Here is a 16,030-nt window from a genome sequence, read left to right on the forward strand (position 1 = left end):
ACCATATACATTTGTGCAGGCAGATGACAAGGCATCCTGCGCGCTACACGCGTTATTACCAAAGGCGCATCAGATCGAAATACAAGGCCATCGCCATCAAGCCGCCAACCATGGCAAGCCCAATGCGTAACCCCATTGCCTGGGTTTGCTCAGAGACCGGCCGCCCACGTACGATTTCCACAAAATAATAAAACAAGTGTCCACCATCGAGTACCGGAATAGGTAGTAAATTTAGCACGCCGAGACTGATGGAAAGATAGGCGAGAAAGCCTACAAATGCTTCCATTCCTGCGCGCGCTGAATCACCCGAAATTTGCGCAATCGTAATGGGACCTGAAAGGTTGGAGGGTGAAATCAACCCTACCAACATCTTACGAATCGAATCAACGGTTAGTATTACCATATTACCGGTACGCGCGAATGCCTGACCTACCGCCTCAATCGGCCCATAGCGGATCTCTCGCTGCAGGGACTCAGGCCATGAGACAGGTTCAACGCCTGCACCAATGTACCCAACCTCACCGCCACTCTCCAGTACGTTACTCTTTGGAGTGAGCGAAAGAACGCCCTGTTCACCCTCACGGTCATAGGTGACGCTGAGCGTTTCACCGGCACTGCGTCGAATCAGGGTGACGAACTGCATCCAGTCTTCCACCGGCGTTTGATCAATCGCCGTAATACGATCACCCGCTTTCAAACCTGCATCAGCGGCCGCTTCGCCATCTACCACCTGCCCCAGCACCGCGGGGAACTCCGGCTGCCAGGGTGCCATACCCAGGGTTTGCAACGGCTGCGGCGTGTCCTGTCGAGCCAGGTAGTTATCGACCGCAAGACTATATTGACGTTCACTGCTGCTACCTTCCGGTAACGCCGTAATATTGAGCGCACCGCTAAAGCCAATCATGGAGATAAGCTTTAAATTAATTTCTTCCCAAGAGCGCACGGCGTCACCCTGGATAGCGGTGATTTCACTACCGTGGGCAAGGCCTGCCTCGGCTGCCGGTGAGTCGGGTGTAACATCACCGACCATGGGAGCAACCGTCGAAATACCTGCTACAAACAAGGCCCAATAGGCGACGATGGCCAGCAGAAAGTTTGCAAGTGGCCCCGCGGCTACAATGGCAATACGCTGCCACACGTTTTTTCGGTTAAACGCTTGATCTAACTGATCGTCAGGAACAGGGGCTTCACGCTCATCAAGCATTTTAACGTAGCCGCCCAGCGGAATCGCGGCCAACGCGAATTCGGTCCCATGGCGATCCACGGTAGACCAGAGCGGTTTACCAAAGCCCACCGAAAAGCGCAGCACTTTAACGCCACAGCGACGCGCTACCCAGAAGTGACCAAACTCGTGAAAGGTAATCAATAGCCCCAACACGACAAGTACCGCTAAAATATTTTGTAACAGGCCCACAATAAACTCCTTAGCACCATGCATACCAGCCGCTGATGCTTAAGCGACCTACTCGTCTTTCTGTTATCTATTGCCTAATCTCAGCGCTATCTTTGCTCAACGAACTGGGCTGCCTGCTCGCGCGCCCACTGATCAGCTGCCAGTACGTTCTCGATGCTGTCGGCATCGCCGTCGTAGGGAAGTGACAGTACGTGGGCCACTATCTCGGCAATAGCGTTAAAGGCAATTGTCTCTTCCAAAAAAGCCGCAACCGCAATCTCGTTGGCCGCATTGAGAATGGCGGGCGCAGCGCCGCCTTTCTGTATGGATTCACGGGCCAGGCGCAGACAGGGAAAGCGAACCTCGTCCGCGGTTTCAAAATCCAGCCGGGCGATTTGAAACAGATCCAATGTCTCCACACCCGCCTCAATACGCTCAGGCCAAGCCAACCCATAGGCAATCGGTGTGCGCATATCGGGGTTGCCTAGTTGCGCAATCACCGAGCCATCGACATAGGCTGCCATGGAGTGAATCACACTCTGAGGATGAACCACTACCTGAATTTGCTCCGGCGTGGTATCAAATAGCCAGCACGCCTCAATCAGCTCCAAACCTTTGTTCATCAAGGTGGCGCTATCGACGGAGATTTTTCGCCCCATCGACCAGTTAGGGTGGGCGCAGGCCTGGTCGGGCGTGGCACTAGCGATATCCGCAGCGCTCCAGGTACGAAAAGGTCCCCCAGACGCCGTCAACAGTAACTGTTTGACGCCATATTTCCCTAATCCGCCGCGGTGCTCCTTGGGTAGACACTGATAGATTGCGTTATGTTCAGAGTCGATCGGCAGCAGCGTCGCCCCTGAGCGCTCCACGGCCTGCATAAAAAGCGCACCGCTCAACACCAAGGCCTCTTTATTAGCCAGCAGCACGCGCTTGCCTGCTTGCACCGCGGCAAGGGCAGGCAGCAAGCCTGCCGCGCCTACGATAGCGGCCATCACGGTATCCACACTGGCTTCACGGGCGACCTGACAGAGCGCCTCTCCCCCTGCTAATACCTCGGTTGCCTGGCCCGCATCATCAAGCGCCTGACGCAACCAGAGAGCATCCGTTTCTTGATCGAGTACGGCAACGCGGGGGCGATGGGCTAAGCACTGATCCAGCAACGCTTCTTTTGAAGTATGCGCAGTAAGCGCATAGACGCGGTAGCGATCGGGATGACGGGCAATAACATCGAGCGTGCTAATCCCGATAGAGCCTGTTGAACCAAGCACGGTAATTTGCTGAATAGGTGGCTGGCTCATAATGGGAGCACCTGCCCTTGAAGAACAGGCAAATAGAGCAGTGCAAATAGCGGAATCGCGGCAGTAAGACTATCGATACGGTCCAGTACGCCGCCGTGGCCAGGTAACAGTTGGCTTGAATCCTTAACATCCCGATAGCGCTTGAGCATGCTTTCCAGAAGATCGCCCAGTACCGAGGTAAGTGTTACTACCGACGTGATAAGCACCAGAGCAATGCCGCCTGCGAGCCCAAGCGGCTGCCAAAGGGCAAACGCAATTGACAGTAGCGTGGTGGCTACCATCCCCCCTATCACGCCTTCCCACGACTTGCCGGGGCTAACACGCGGGGCAAGTTTTCGCTTCCCCCATTGGCGCCCAGCAAAGTAGGCGCCAATATCGGCAGCCCAGACCAGGAGCAGAACAAACAGCAGCCACACGGCACCGCTTTCACGCAAAATATTAAACCCTACCCAGCAGGGGATCAGTACCCATAGACCCATGGCTAAGCGCCTGCCCGTTGCCTGCCACTGATGCCCTTTATCCGGATAGTGTGTGACCCAGTAGAGGTTGAGCAACCAACCCAGCGCAGCACACCATAACGGCCAGACAGCCAAGGCGGCCCCCGCAAACCACATGATCAGCATCAAAAACGCAGCACCAGCAACTAGCTGAATGCGCTGGCTCTGGCGACTTATGCCGGCGAGGTTCGTCCACTCCCAGGCACCGAGTAGCACCATAAAAGCGGTAAAAAGCGCAAATGCGCCTCCTTGTAAGCCAAACAGGCCAATCAGCACCACGGGTGCCAACCAGGCTGCGGTTATAATCCGCTGTCTAAGCACCTTGCGCCTCTATTTGTTCGTCGGTCATACCAAAACGTCGGCGTCGCTGACAAAATTCATTTAACGCGACATCCAGCGCTTCGGCACCGAAATCTGGCCATAGTAAGGGCGAGAAATACAGCTCAGCATATGCTAACTGCCATAGCATAAAATTAGATAAGCGCTGCTCGCCACTGGTTCGAATACACAGGTCAATGGGCGTTACGTGACGACGCTCCATTGCCGCCTCAAAGCGGGTTTCATCGATGTCTTCAGGCTGTAATTCGCCTGTCGACACTTGCTCTGCAAGCTCGCGTGCCGCCCGAGTAATATCCCACTGCCCACCATAGTTGGCCGCAATAATCAGATGCATACCGGTATTATCTGCCGTCAGCGCTTCGGCGCGATTAATATACTTTTGGATAGCATGGGAAAAGCCGCGCCGCTCGCCAATAATGGTTAGCCGGATATTACGCTCATTTAGCTTTTTGACTTCACGCTTAAGCGCCATCAAAAAAAGCTCCATTAGCGCATTCACTTCTGCAGCGGGGCGCTTCCAGTTTTCACTCGAAAAGGCAAACAGGCTCAGCGTTTTCACCTGTCGTTCGGCGGCACGCTGGATTACCGCTCTGACGGCTTCTACGCCTGCGCGATGGCCGCGCACACCCGACATTCCGCGCGCCCGAGCCCAACGGTTATTGCCGTCCATTATGATAGCGACGTGCGACGGTATTGCTTCATCCCAAATAAGAGATGGCGTACTGGCATCGCCTGGCGGTTCTTCAGGAAGCTGCGACGTCATGAGGTCTCGCACAAAAGCTCGGTCATAATAAAGCCATAGGCCTAGCGGGTAGGCTGGCTACCCGCGACTAAATAAAGGAGAGACGTTTATACCTGCATCAGGTCCTGCTCTTTTGCCGCCAGCGCCTTGTCGATCTCGGCGATATACTTATCGGTCAGCTTCTGAATTTCATCTTCACCCTGGCGCTGATCGTCTTCAGTAATGTCTTTATCCTTAAGCAAGGATTTGAAATCACCGTTGGCGTCACGACGTACGTTACGAACCGCAACGCGGGCATTTTCAGCCTCAGAACGCGCCTGCTTGATATAGCCCTTGCGGGTTTCTTCGGTCAGCATCGGCATCGGCACGCGGATAACGTTGCCAGCACTTGCCGGGTTCAGACCCAGATCAGCAGTCATAATAGCCTTTTCAACTTTAGGCACCATGCCCTGTTCCCACGGCGCCACGGCAAGCGTACGCGCGTCTTCAACGTTTACCGAGGCCACTTGGCTAAGCGGTACCTGACTGCCGTAATAGTCAACGGTTACGGCATCCAGAATACTCGGGTGCGCACGCCCAGTACGAATTTTGTTGAAGTTGCTATTCAGCGACTCAACGCTTTTTTTCATACGAGACTCTGCGTCTTTCTTAATATCGTTGATCACGTCATTATCCTCTATCTATCAGCGTGCCTTCCTTGCCCCCTACTACCAAATTCAGTAGGGCACCAGGCTTATTCATATCAAATACCCGCACCGGCATATCATGGTCACGTACCAGGCAGATGGCGGTCAAATCCATAACGCCTAATTTCTGATCCAGAGCGTCATCATAGGAGAGCTGGTCATACTTTACGGCATCAGAGTGTTTCAAGGGGTCCTTGTTATAAACCCCATCCACTTTGGTGGCCTTGATGACTACATCCACATCGACTTCGATGCCTCGTAAACAGGCAGCCGAGTCGGTTGTGAAGAACGGGTTACCCGTTCCTGCCGAGAACAACACTACGTCTCCTGACGTTAAATAGCGGATGGCGGTGCGGCGGTCATAATGCTCTACCACACCACTCATGGGAATCGCCGACATTACCCGCGAACGGATATTCGAACGCTCCAATGCATCGCGCATGGCCAGCGCGTTCATTACCGTTGCCAGCATTCCCATGTGGTCGCCTGTGACCCGATCCATTCCGGCTTCGCTTAGCGCTGCACCCCGAAACAGGTTACCACCACCAATCACGATACCGACTTGCACTCCGATACCCACCAGCTGGCCGATTTCGAGCGCCATACGGTCCAACACTTTAGGGTCGATACCAAAATCGTGCTCTCCCATCAGCGCCTCGCCGGAAAGCTTCAGCAAAATACGCTTGTATTTTGACTTCGATTTCTCAAGTTTGTTGGGAACAACAAGCGCGGTAGGCTCTTGAACATCACGTGACATGGCATCTCTCCTGAAGCAGACCTAGACACAGGTGGGCGAAGCAACCCCTAGATTAGCAGGGGCCGGATACACGAAGGCGTGCGCTTACGCGCACGCCATCTTTTGACTGAAACATCTGACCTTAACGACGGCCAGCCTGTTCCATAACTTCTTTAGCGAAGTCGACTTCTTCTTTCTCGATGCCTTCACCCACTTCAAAGCGCGTGAAGCTAACTACTTCGCCACCGGCTGCTTTAACGAATTCAGCAACGGTCTGGTTCGGGTCTTTAACGAACGGCTGCTCGGTCAGGCTGTTTTCCGCCAGATATTTCTTCAGACGACCTTGAACCATTTTCTCAGCAATCTGCTCGGGCTTGCCTGCCATGTCCGGCTGACCCAGGATGATGGCTTTCTCTTGGTCCAACTGCTCTTGCGGCATATCGGCCGGGTGAGCAACTGCTGGATTAATGGCTGCTACGTGCATAGCAACGTCTTTCGCCGCTTCTGCAGTACCGCCAGTAAGTACGGTCAGAACGCCAATGCGGCCACCGTGAACGTATGCACCCACCAGGCCACCGTCAACGGCGTTGACAACTACCGCACGACGTACGCCGATGTTTTCACCGATTTTCTGAACCAGCTGCTCGCGGGCAGTTTCAGGGTCACCTGCCATAACGGCTGCAACATCTTCGCTTTTCGCAGCAAAGAAAGCGCTGGCGATTTTGTCAGCAAACGCGATGAAGTTGTCATCACGCGCAACAAAGTCGGTCTCGGAGTTGATTTCAACCATTACGCCGTAGCTACCGTCTTCTGCTACACGGGTAACAACAACACCCTCTGCAGCGATACGATCGGCTTTCTTCGCGGCTTTTAAGCCTGAATTTTTACGCAGGTTTTCGATCGCGACTTCAATATCACCGTCGGTTTCGGTGAGTGCTTTTTTACACTCCATCATGCCGAGACCAGTACGTTCGCGCAGTTCCTTGACCTGAGAGGCGCTGATAGCTGCCATGAGAATTCACCTCGGAAATGGTTCTAGCTGAGAGTTAAACGCCCTACAGAGTATAAACATGATAGATGACCATCATGTATCACTTTGAAGGTCGCTTGCCGGCAACAGGTGCCCGGCATAATCGGCCCACCCGGATATTCATCCAAAGCGGGAAAAAGGGGGCATAGGCCCCCTCTTCAACACAATGCGGCTCAACTGCCCGCCGCATCTACTGCAACCTTACTCGGCAGCAGCGTCGGTGTCTGCAGAAGCAGCCTCTTCGGTCACTTCAACGAACTCGTCCGGACGACCTTCTTTCGCACGACCACACGCGTCAGCAATGGCTTTCACGTAAATCTGGATAGCACGGATGGAGTCATCGTTACCCGGAATAACGTAATCAACGCCATCAGGGTTAGAGTTGGTATCAACCACGCCAATAACCGGGATACCCAGCTTGTTGGCTTCGTTGATCGCGATGCGCTCGTGGTCAACGTCGATGACGAACAGTGCGTCCGGCAGGCCGCCCATGTTCTTGATACCACCGATAGAACGCTCGAGCTTCTCTTGCTCGCGAGTTGCCATCAGGACTTCTTTTTTGGTCAGCTTGTCGAACGTGCCGTCTTCGCGCATGGTTTCAAGTTCGCGCAGACGCTTAATGGACTGACGAATGGTCTTGAAGTTAGTCAGCATGCCGCCCAACCAGCGATGGTTGACGAACGGCTGATTAACGCGATTCGCTTCTTCTTTGATGATCTTGCTAGCGCTGCGCTTGGTGCCAACAAACAAAATTTTGTTGTTGGATGCCGACATCTTCTCGACCACATCCACGGCTTCGTTCAGTGCCGGCAGAGTGTGCTCAAGGTTAATGATGTGAATCTTGTTGCGCGCGCCGAAGATGAACTTGCCCATCTTCGGATTCCAGTATTTGGTCTGGTGACCGAAGTGAGCGCCTGCTTTCAGCAGGTCACGCATATTAACGTGAGACATGGTAAAACTCCTGAAACTCGGGTTAGGCCTCCACGCACCCCATGGATCCGACCATTGACCACGTTAAAACGTTGCCAGCGGCACCCGGGACCATGTGTCGGTGCATGTGTGTTTTCAAGGCTTGCTATATTAGCCACGCATCCAAAAATGAACGCGCAACGGGTCGTTCGACTGACCATGATCGCCGACTAGCGATAAAGAAGCTAGGAATGACGATTGCAGGAAAGCGCGCGGCTTTATACCATAGATCATTGCCAAGATGAAGTCACAGCTCGTGTTACGATCTTTATTTGTTGCTTAAGACTGTTACTTAGTAGGCTTACTTACTATTGTCGCTTAACACTGTTTCCTGGCTACTTTTCTTAATCCCGTTGTTTCTTAATACTGTATTCTTAACTACCGCCTGAACCCATATCGAGAATTCATGAACGTTCCCATCAAGACACCTTCAGAAATCGAGAAAATGCGCGAAGCCGGGCGCCAAGCCGTCAGCGTGTTTGAAATGATCACGCCTCATATACAGGCGGGCGTCAGCACCGGCGAGATCGACCGACTGTGTCATGAATATATTGTCAATGAACTGGGCTCCACGCCTGCCCCACTCAACTACCACGGCTATACCCACGCCACCTGTATCTCCTTGAATCACGTGGTTTGCCACGGCTTCCCAGATTTCAATAAAAAGCTCAAGAATGGCGACATCATGAATCTGGATGTCACGGTTAAGACGCCGGATGGCTACCACGGCGACTCCAGCATGATGTTTGTCATCGGCGAAACCATTCAAGGTGAGCGCCTGTGCCGGATCACCCAGGAATGCCTGTATAAAAGCATCGCCCTGGTAAAACCCGGCGTGCGTCTTTCAGAGCTTGCCCAAGCGATTCAAAAACATGCCGAAAGCCATGGCTACTCTGTGGTACGCGACTTCTGTGGGCATGGCATTGGCGCGGGTTTCCATGAAGAGCCTCAGGTTCTGCACTACGATGGCTACGCGCCTGAAGCTGACATCACCCTGGAAGCCGGCATGTGCTTTACCATCGAGCCCATGATTAACGTTGGCGGCTATAAAACCAAAGTGCTTCGCGACGGCTGGACAGCCGTCACCAAGGACAAGAGCCTGTCGGCTCAATGGGAACACACCTTACTGGTCACCGAGACCGGGGTTGAAGTTCTGACCGCGCGTAGCGATGAAGACTTTAGCTTTTTAAATCGCTAATGCTCCTTCACCACTACCGGTTCGAGCCGGACACGTCACTGTATGACCTTGAAGCTTTGCGCACGGAGCTCTCCGGTTCACGCTCGCCCATTGCGCCGTTTAAAACGGCGCTCCGCGAGCTGCAGGCCCGGCTGGACGACCGGTTTCGTTCAGGCGCTGACATACGCGATCTGGTGCGCGGGCGAGCTTGGTACTTAGACCAACTGCTGGCCATTGCCTGGAATCTGCACGCCTGGCCAGATGACGGCGTAGCGCTGGTCGCCGTAGGCGGTTACGGCCGAGGTGAACTTCACCCTCACTCGGATATCGACCTGCTTTTGCTGCTTGAGCAGGATGACGACACTCCCTACCGAGAATCCCTAAGCGCGTTTATCACCTTTTTATGGGATATCGGCTTGGAGATTGGCCACAGCGTCCGCTCGTTAAATGACTGCGAACGTGAAGCCAAGGCGGATGTCACCGTCATCACCAACCTGCTTGAATCACGCCTGATCGCCGGGCCTGAGTCGTTGCGGGCAACCATGCATGAGCGTTTAAGCACCGAGCAACTCTGGCCTGCCGACCGTTTTTTTGAAGCCAAGTGGCAGGAGCAGATTGCCCGCCACTACCGCTACAACAACTCGGAATACCATCTTGAGCCTAACCTGAAAAGCTCGCCTGGCGGCCTACGCGACATTCAAATGATTGGCTGGATTGCCAAGCGCCACTTCGGCACCGAGCAGTACGCTGACATTGTCGCTAACGGCTTTATGAACGATGCCGAGCTGCGTATTTTGAGCCAGGGGCAGGCATTCTTGTGGCAGGTGCGTTATGCCCTGCATATGTTGACCGACCGCGCCGAAGACCGGCTACTGTTTGATCATCAGCGCACCATTGCCGAGCTGTTTGGCTTTAAAGACACGCCCGAGCGTTTAGCCGTTGAGCAGTTCATGAAGCGCTACTATCGTCACGTAACAGCGCTTGCTGGCTTGAACGATATGCTGCTTCAGCACTTCGATGAAGTAATTTTGCGCGGCAAAGAGGCGCTGGAAACCATTCAGCTCAACGAGCGCTTTGAAACCAAGGGCGGCTATATTCAAGCACGCTCGCGCAGCCTGTTTCGCGAGCAGCCGGAGGCCATGCTGGAACTGTTCCTGCTCATGGCTAGGCACCCCGAAATTGAAGGCGTGCGTGCGGATACTATTCGCCTTATCCGCGATCACCGCCATCAAATCGACGATCACTACCGCGACGACCCGCTTCATCAGCAGCTGTTTCTGGAAATCTTGCGCGCGCCCGGCAACGTGCCGCGCCAATTGCGGCGCATGAACCGCTACGGCATTTTGGGTAAGTACCTGCCCGAATTTGGCCGTGCGGTAGGCCTGATGCAGCATGACCTGTTTCATATCTACACGGTGGATGCCCATACCCTGCGCCTGCTGAAATTCCTGCACGGGTTTCGTAAACCCAGCGCCAAGGACGAGTTCCCCGTGGCCGCGGTTCTTATCAACCAGCTGCCTAAGCTGGATATTTTATGGATAGCAGGCCTGTTTCACGATATCGGCAAGGGCCGTGGTGGTGACCATTCAGAAATTGGCGCCCGGGATGTTGAGCACTTTTGCCAACGCCACCATATAACGCCTCACGATACGAAACTGGCCAGTTGGCTTGTCGAGCATCATCTGCTCATGTCGATGACTGCTCAGAAGCGTGATATCAGTGACCCCGACGTTATTCGCGATTTTGCCTTAGTTGTGCGTAATGAAGCGCGCCTGGATTACCTTTACGTACTGACAGTCGCTGATATCAACGCCACCAACCCGACGCTATGGAATGGCTGGCGGGCGTCACTTCTGCGCCAGCTTTATGCTGAAACCAAGCGCGCCCTGCGACGCGGGCTTAAAAATCCGCCGGACCGTGATGACTGGGTGCGGGAAACACGCTCCGAAGCCCGCTCGCTGCTCAATACCCTCGGGATTGGACGCGCGCAAATCGACACACTTTGGGAATCACTCGGCGAGGATTATTTCTTACAGTACGCCCCCAGCGAAATCGTCTGGCAAACCCAAGGGATTTTGGTCCATAACGCCTCCCCCTTGCCACTAGTATTAATCAGCGCGCCGACGGTCGATATGGCAGAAGGCGGAACCAAAGTGTTTATTCACACTCGCTCGGTCGACGACCTGTTTGCCGCGACCGCCGCGGCAATGGAGCAGCTAGGGCTTTCGATTCACGATGCGCGCATTGTTACCTCGCATAACAACTGGACGCTGAATACCTTTATCGTACTGGATAACCACGGCCAGCCAATTCGCGACCCTGAGCACATCAATGAAATGCGCCAGCACCTGGTCGAAGAGCTGGACGACCCTGACGATTACCCAGAGATCGTCACCCGCCATACGCCGCGCCAGCTAAAGCACTTTAAAGTGCCCACCGAAGTGTTGATCGAGCAGGACCCGGCCAATGAGCGTACGCTGCTAGAACTCACGGCCCCCGACCGGCCAGGGCTTTTGGCCCGGGTCGGGCGTATTTTCATGGAGCAGGATATCGCGCTATCGACGGCTAAAATTGCCACTCTGGGTGAGCGCGTCGAGGACGTTTTCTTTATCACCACCAAATCGGGCGAGCCGCTAACCGACCCCTTGCGCCAGCAGCAGCTACGCGAGCGGTTGATTGAGGTCTTGGGGGTTTGAGCATGGCGCTTAAGTTTGAGCCCACACCGGGGCTTGCTATAATCGGCGCCTTACACCTGTCGTTTTAATACGCTAGCAGGGCACGCTCTCAACAAAACACTCTCAACGGACTCGCCATGAACCCTGATCTCGCTGCCCTTCATCCCTATCCGTTTGAGAAACTGGCCGCGCTTAAAGCCGAATTAACACCCCGGGCTGATTTGACGCATATTCCGTTGACGATTGGCGAGCCCCAGCACGCACCCTACCCGGCAGCACTCGAAGCACTGGTTAAACACCAGTTGGAAATGGCCCGCTACCCGGCCACCAACGGCTTGCCAGCGTTTCGTGACACGCTGGCCCAGTGGGCTACCGGCCGCTTCAAGCTGCCGGGTCTGGATGCCGAGCGTCAAGTACTGCCCGTGAACGGCACCCGCGAAGCCATTTTTGCCTTTGTGCAGGCCGCGCTTGACCGCACACGCCCTGCCAACGTGGTCGTGCCCAATCCGTTTTATCAGATTTATGAAGGCGCAACACTTCTGGCCGATGGTGAGCCGGTTTATTTAAACTGCACCGCTGAAAACGGCTTTCGGCCGGACTTCACCACGCTTAGCGCGGCCACCTGGCGTGATGTGCAAATCGTGTTTATCTGCTCGCCCGGTAACCCCACCGGCGCGGTTACTTCCATTGATGAGTTCAAACAGCTGATTGCGCTGGCCGATGAGCATGATTTTATCATCGCCTCGGATGAGTGTTACTCCGAGCTTTATCTGGATGAACAGACGCCGCCGCCAGGGCTTTTACAGGCCTGCGCAGAGCTTGGCCGCGATGACTATCGCCGCTGCGTGGTATTTCATTCGCTGTCGAAACGCTCTAACTTACCGGGCCTGCGTTCGGGCTTTGTGGCGGGCGACGCCGCTATTCTGGCGCCGTTTAAGCGTTATCGCACCTATCACGGCTGTGCCATGTCGTTACCGGTACAGCACGCCTCCATTGCGGCATGGCAGGATGAAGCGCACGTACGTGCCAACCGCGATGCCTACCGTGAAAAATTTAGCGCTGTGGTCGATGCGCTAGCCCCGGTAATGGACTTCCCCACGCCGGAGGCAAGCTTTTACCTGTGGCCTGCCGTACCGGGTGGCGATGATATTGGCTTTACCCAGCGGCTTTTTACCGAGCAGAACGTAAGCGTATTGCCTGGAAGTTTAATGGGCCGCCCTGACGCGCAGGGCATTAATCCAGGCGCGGGCCGCCTACGCCTAGCCCTGGTGGCCGAGCTTGCCCCGACCCTTGAAGCCGCGCAGCGTATCCGTCAGCTGATTGAGCGTAGTTAATTCACATCTTTACGGCACGAACAGCACGAAAGGAGATACCATGTTTACACTCTATGTCATTGATACCTGCGATACGTGCCGTAAGGCGCGCAAAGCGTTGGAAGAGAACGGCATACCGTTCAAAACCCACGATTTACGCAAAGATGGTTTATCGGCAGGACTACTGGAGCATATTCTGGAGCGGGCTCCGCTTCTTGAAGTCGTCAATAAGCGTAGCAAGACATGGCGCGACCTTCCTCAGGAAGATAAAGATAGCCTGGACGCCAACTCTGCACGCCAGCTGCTGCTGAAACACCCGACGCTGCTTAAACGTCCGCTGCTGGATACCGGCGGCGACGCCATACAGGTGGGTTACCGCGACGGCGATTACGCTAAGATTAGCGGCTGATTCAACGCCGCTAATCTGCTTGTTTGTATCAACGCTTTTGTACAAATACTTTTATATCAACACATTGTTAAACCGACATTTGGCTTCTGTTAACTGTTCGGTTAACCACGTTATTAACCACAGGATGAACGTTTATGTTGAGCTTTGCGCTTGGAATTGGCACGCAGAATACTCAAGGCGACTGGCTGGAAATTTACTACCCGGCACCGCTGTTCAAGCCACAGGAAAGCCTGGTTAACGCTGCCAAAGAAGCGCTTAACGCCCCTCAGGGCAATGCAGCCGTTAGCTTTTTACCGGAAGACTGCACCCGTTTGGCCAAAGCGCTTGAAGCGGCTGGCTACACAGAGCAAGCCGAACTCACTGAGTCGCTTGCGGCAAGCCAACGCCCGCTGGTAGCGATGTTCATTGAAACGGATCAGGCGCCGCAAACGGCTCCTGAGGTGTACCTTAAGCTCCACCTGTTATCGCATCGCCTGGTCAAGCCGCATGGTTTGGATCTTACCGGCATGTTCGGCCTGCTGCGCAATATCGCCTGGACCAACGAAGGCGCGATCGATATCGAAGAGCTGCCTGCGCGTCGCCTGAAAGCGCGCTTGGCCGGTCGTGCGCTATCCGTCGACTGTGTCGATAAATTCCCCAAAATGACCGACTACGTGGTACCGACCGGCATCCGCATTGGCGATACCGCACGGGTACGCCTGGGTGCGCACCTGGGTGAAGGCACCACGGTTATGCATGAAGGCTTTGTGAACTTCAATGCTGGCACCGAAGGCCCAGGCATGATCGAAGGACGCATCTCAGCTGGCGTCATGGTCGGCAAGGGCTCTGACCTGGGCGGCGGCTGCTCCACCATGGGTACGCTATCCGGCGGCGGCAATATCGTCATTAAAGTAGGCGAAGGCTGCCTGATCGGTGCCAATGCCGGTATTGGCATTCCGCTGGGCGATCGCTGCACGGTCGAATCCGGCCTGTACATCACCGCAGGCACCAAAGTAGCCCTGCTGGATGACGAAGGCAACGAGGTTAAAACCCTGGCCGCACGCGAACTGGCGGGCCAAAACGACCTGCTACTGCGCCGTAACTCTAAAAATGGCCGTGTCGAGTGCCTGACCAATAAAAGCGCCATCGCGCTGAACGAGGCGCTGCATGCCCATAACTGAGCCTGACACGCTGTCGCCAACGCTACAGCTTGCCTTTGAGCTGTTAAGCCGCCCGTCAGTGACGCCGGACGATGAAGGCTGCCAGGACATCATGATCGAGCGCTTAACGGCGCTCGGTTTTCATATTGAGCCAATGCCGTTTGGCGATGTGCAGAACTTCTGGGCCGTACGCGGTCATCATGGCCCGGTGATTGCCTTTGCCGGCCATACCGATGTGGTACCCAGCGGGCCGCCCACCGGTTGGGAATTTCCACCGTTTTCACCCTGCATTAATGAGCAAGGCATGCTTTGTGGGCGGGGCGCTGCGGATATGAAAGGCAGCCTGGCGTCTATGCTTACCGCCGTGGAACGCTTTGTAGCCCGCTACCCTGACCATGATGGCCGCATCGCGTTTTTAATCACGTCGGATGAGGAAGGCCCGGCCGTCGACGGCACTCGCGCCGTGGTCGAACAGCTGCGTGAGCGCAATGAGCGCCTTGATTACTGCATTGTGGGCGAGCCTTCATCTACCGATCGCCTGGGCGATGTGATTAAAAACGGTCGACGCGGCTCGCTGGGTGGCGTTTTGCATATTCAAGGAATTCAGGGCCACGTGGCTTACCCGCATCTGGCACGCAACCCGATCCACCAGGCGATGCCTGCGCTGGACGCCCTGGTCAATGAGCACTGGGATGCGGGCAACGATTTCTTCCCCGCCACCAGCTTTCAAATATCCAACCTGCGCGCGGGCACCGGGGCGACTAACGTGATCCCTGGCGATGTGGAAGTGGTGTTTAATTTCCGCTTCTCGACCGAGGTGACCCACGAGCAGCTTAAAGAGCGTACCCACGCGATTCTGGCGCGCTATGGTTTAGAGTATCAGTTGGATTGGACGCTGAATGGTGAGCCGTTTCTGACCGCAGAAGGTGAGCTGGTTGACGCTGCCATTCGCGGCGTGGAAGCTGTCACGGGTAAGCGCCCTGCGCTATCGACCAGCGGCGGCACGTCCGATGGCCGCTTTATCGCCACGCTGGGCGCTCAGGTGGTCGAGCTAGGCCCGCTTAACGACACCATTCACAAGGTAAACGAGCGCGTACGCGCCAGCGACCTGGATGACTTGAGCCGGATCTATGAGGCGACGCTTCAGGCACTGCTAACGTCGGATGAGGTAAGCGCATAATGGAGCAGTATCCGGATATTGAAGTGTACGTTGCCCGCGTTTCTCATGACACGCTTAACGCCTGGCTTGCCAGCGCGCTTTCCGCCCCGCCACTAACACCGGCGGGCAAAGGCAAGTGGAAAACCCGCGGCATGTACCAGGGCGAAGAGGTGCCGATCCTCTTGGTCGATAACGTGGCGGATGGCTTTGCCAGCCTGTGGTTTGATAGCAGCCACACGCCATGGATGACCGACCAGGAGTGCGCGCAACACGCCGCCGAAGCGCTGCAAACGGAAATTCGCTGCTCGCTTGGGGGCTGGCATCCAGGCAATGATGACCCTGACCGGTTCTGGCAGGTTCTGCCCGGTGGTAAAGAAGGCGCCATAGAGTGGCCGGATTCGGGCCGTTAACCACCGCCTTAAACGCAATCGACCCCGCCTAGGCGGGGTCGATCGTCATCTTGCTTAA

15 protein-coding genes are annotated in these 16,030 nt (G+C 55.2%); 7 read left to right on the top strand and 8 right to left on the bottom strand.

The features are described 5' to 3' along the window. Nucleotides 1-55 precede the first annotated feature (55 nt). The 8 genes from rseP to rpsB form a co-directional block, all read right to left on the bottom strand. Nucleotides 56-1,414 (bottom strand): RIP metalloprotease RseP, encoded by a 1,359-nt coding sequence (rseP, locus tag ACT3R7_RS04485; RefSeq protein WP_193091018.1) that lies wholly within the window; start codon nt 1,412-1,414, stop codon nt 56-58. An 86-nt stretch (nt 1,415-1,500) separates the two neighbouring features. Next, nucleotides 1,501-2,691, bottom strand: a complete 1,191-nt coding sequence (gene ispC / locus ACT3R7_RS04490) for a 1-deoxy-D-xylulose-5-phosphate reductoisomerase (RefSeq protein WP_192538088.1) — start codon at nt 2,689-2,691, stop codon at nt 1,501-1,503. Further along, complete coding sequence (locus tag ACT3R7_RS04495) at nt 2,688-3,509, bottom strand: phosphatidate cytidylyltransferase (RefSeq protein WP_193091017.1); 822 nt, start codon at nt 3,507-3,509, stop codon at nt 2,688-2,690. Before ACT3R7_RS04495 ends, ispC begins: the two co-directional genes overlap by 4 nt. Continuing rightward, a complete protein-coding gene (gene uppS / locus ACT3R7_RS04500; protein ID WP_193091016.1) occupies nt 3,502-4,290 on the bottom strand; it encodes a polyprenyl diphosphate synthase in 789 nt (262 codons plus the stop codon). The genes ACT3R7_RS04495 and uppS overlap by 8 nt, the downstream gene beginning before the upstream one ends. Before the next feature lie 86 nt (nt 4,291-4,376). Beyond that, nucleotides 4,377-4,934, bottom strand: a complete 558-nt coding sequence (frr, locus tag ACT3R7_RS04505) for a ribosome recycling factor (protein WP_193091015.1) — start codon at nt 4,932-4,934, stop codon at nt 4,377-4,379. Nucleotides 4,935-4,938: 4 nt separating this feature from the next. Further along, on the bottom strand, nt 4,939-5,712 hold the full coding sequence (gene pyrH / locus ACT3R7_RS04510) for a UMP kinase (RefSeq protein WP_018918258.1): 774 nt from the start codon (nt 5,710-5,712) through the stop codon (nt 4,939-4,941). Between the two features lie 121 nt (nt 5,713-5,833). Continuing rightward, entirely contained in the window at nt 5,834-6,703 is an 870-nt protein-coding gene (gene tsf, locus ACT3R7_RS04515) for a translation elongation factor Ts (RefSeq protein ID WP_193091014.1), read from the bottom strand. Nucleotides 6,704-6,922: 219 nt separating this feature from the next. Further along, nucleotides 6,923-7,672, bottom strand: coding sequence for a 30S ribosomal protein S2 (gene rpsB / locus ACT3R7_RS04520; RefSeq protein WP_018918260.1), 750 nt, complete (start codon nt 7,670-7,672; stop codon nt 6,923-6,925). Between the two features lie 424 nt (nt 7,673-8,096). On the opposite strand from rpsB, the gene map reads away from it, so the two are divergent. The 7 genes from map (at nt 8,097) to ACT3R7_RS04555 (ending at nt 15,972) form a co-directional block, all read left to right on the top strand. Continuing rightward, nucleotides 8,097-8,888: a type I methionyl aminopeptidase gene (gene map / locus ACT3R7_RS04525; RefSeq protein WP_496198844.1), complete on the top strand. Its 792-nt coding sequence runs from the start codon at nt 8,097-8,099 to the stop codon at nt 8,886-8,888. Beyond that, nucleotides 8,888-11,563, top strand: coding sequence for a [protein-PII] uridylyltransferase (locus ACT3R7_RS04530; RefSeq protein ID WP_193091012.1), 2,676 nt, complete (start codon nt 8,888-8,890; stop codon nt 11,561-11,563). The genes map and ACT3R7_RS04530 overlap by 1 nt, the downstream gene beginning before the upstream one ends. Nucleotides 11,564-11,679: 116 nt before the next feature. Further along, entirely contained in the window at nt 11,680-12,876 is a 1,197-nt protein-coding gene (gene dapC / locus ACT3R7_RS04535; RefSeq protein ID WP_193091011.1) for a succinyldiaminopimelate transaminase, read from the top strand. A 40-nt stretch (nt 12,877-12,916) separates the two neighbouring features. Continuing rightward, nucleotides 12,917-13,264, top strand: a complete 348-nt coding sequence (locus ACT3R7_RS04540; RefSeq protein WP_193091010.1) for a Spx/MgsR family RNA polymerase-binding regulatory protein — start codon at nt 12,917-12,919, stop codon at nt 13,262-13,264. A 134-nt stretch (nt 13,265-13,398) separates the two neighbouring features. Then, the gene (gene dapD / locus ACT3R7_RS04545) at nt 13,399-14,424 is read left to right on the top strand and encodes a 2,3,4,5-tetrahydropyridine-2,6-dicarboxylate N-succinyltransferase (RefSeq protein ID WP_193091009.1); all 1,026 of its coding nucleotides are present in this window, start codon (nt 13,399-13,401) and stop codon (nt 14,422-14,424) included. Then, the gene (dapE, locus tag ACT3R7_RS04550; RefSeq protein ID WP_192538098.1) at nt 14,411-15,583 is read left to right on the top strand and encodes a succinyl-diaminopimelate desuccinylase; all 1,173 of its coding nucleotides are present in this window, start codon (nt 14,411-14,413) and stop codon (nt 15,581-15,583) included. The genes dapD and dapE overlap by 14 nt, the downstream gene beginning before the upstream one ends. Further along, nucleotides 15,583-15,972 carry a hypothetical protein gene (locus ACT3R7_RS04555; protein ID WP_192538099.1) on the top strand — a complete coding sequence of 130 codons (390 nt, stop codon included), beginning with the start codon at nt 15,583-15,585 and terminating at the stop codon, nt 15,970-15,972. The genes dapE and ACT3R7_RS04555 overlap by 1 nt, the downstream gene beginning before the upstream one ends. The last annotated feature ends 58 nt before the right edge of the window (nt 15,973-16,030 follow it).

It is taken from the genome of Halomonas sp. AOP43-A1-21, assembly GCF_052376775.1.
Taxonomy (GTDB): Bacteria; Pseudomonadota; Gammaproteobacteria; order Pseudomonadales; family Halomonadaceae; genus Vreelandella; species Vreelandella colorata.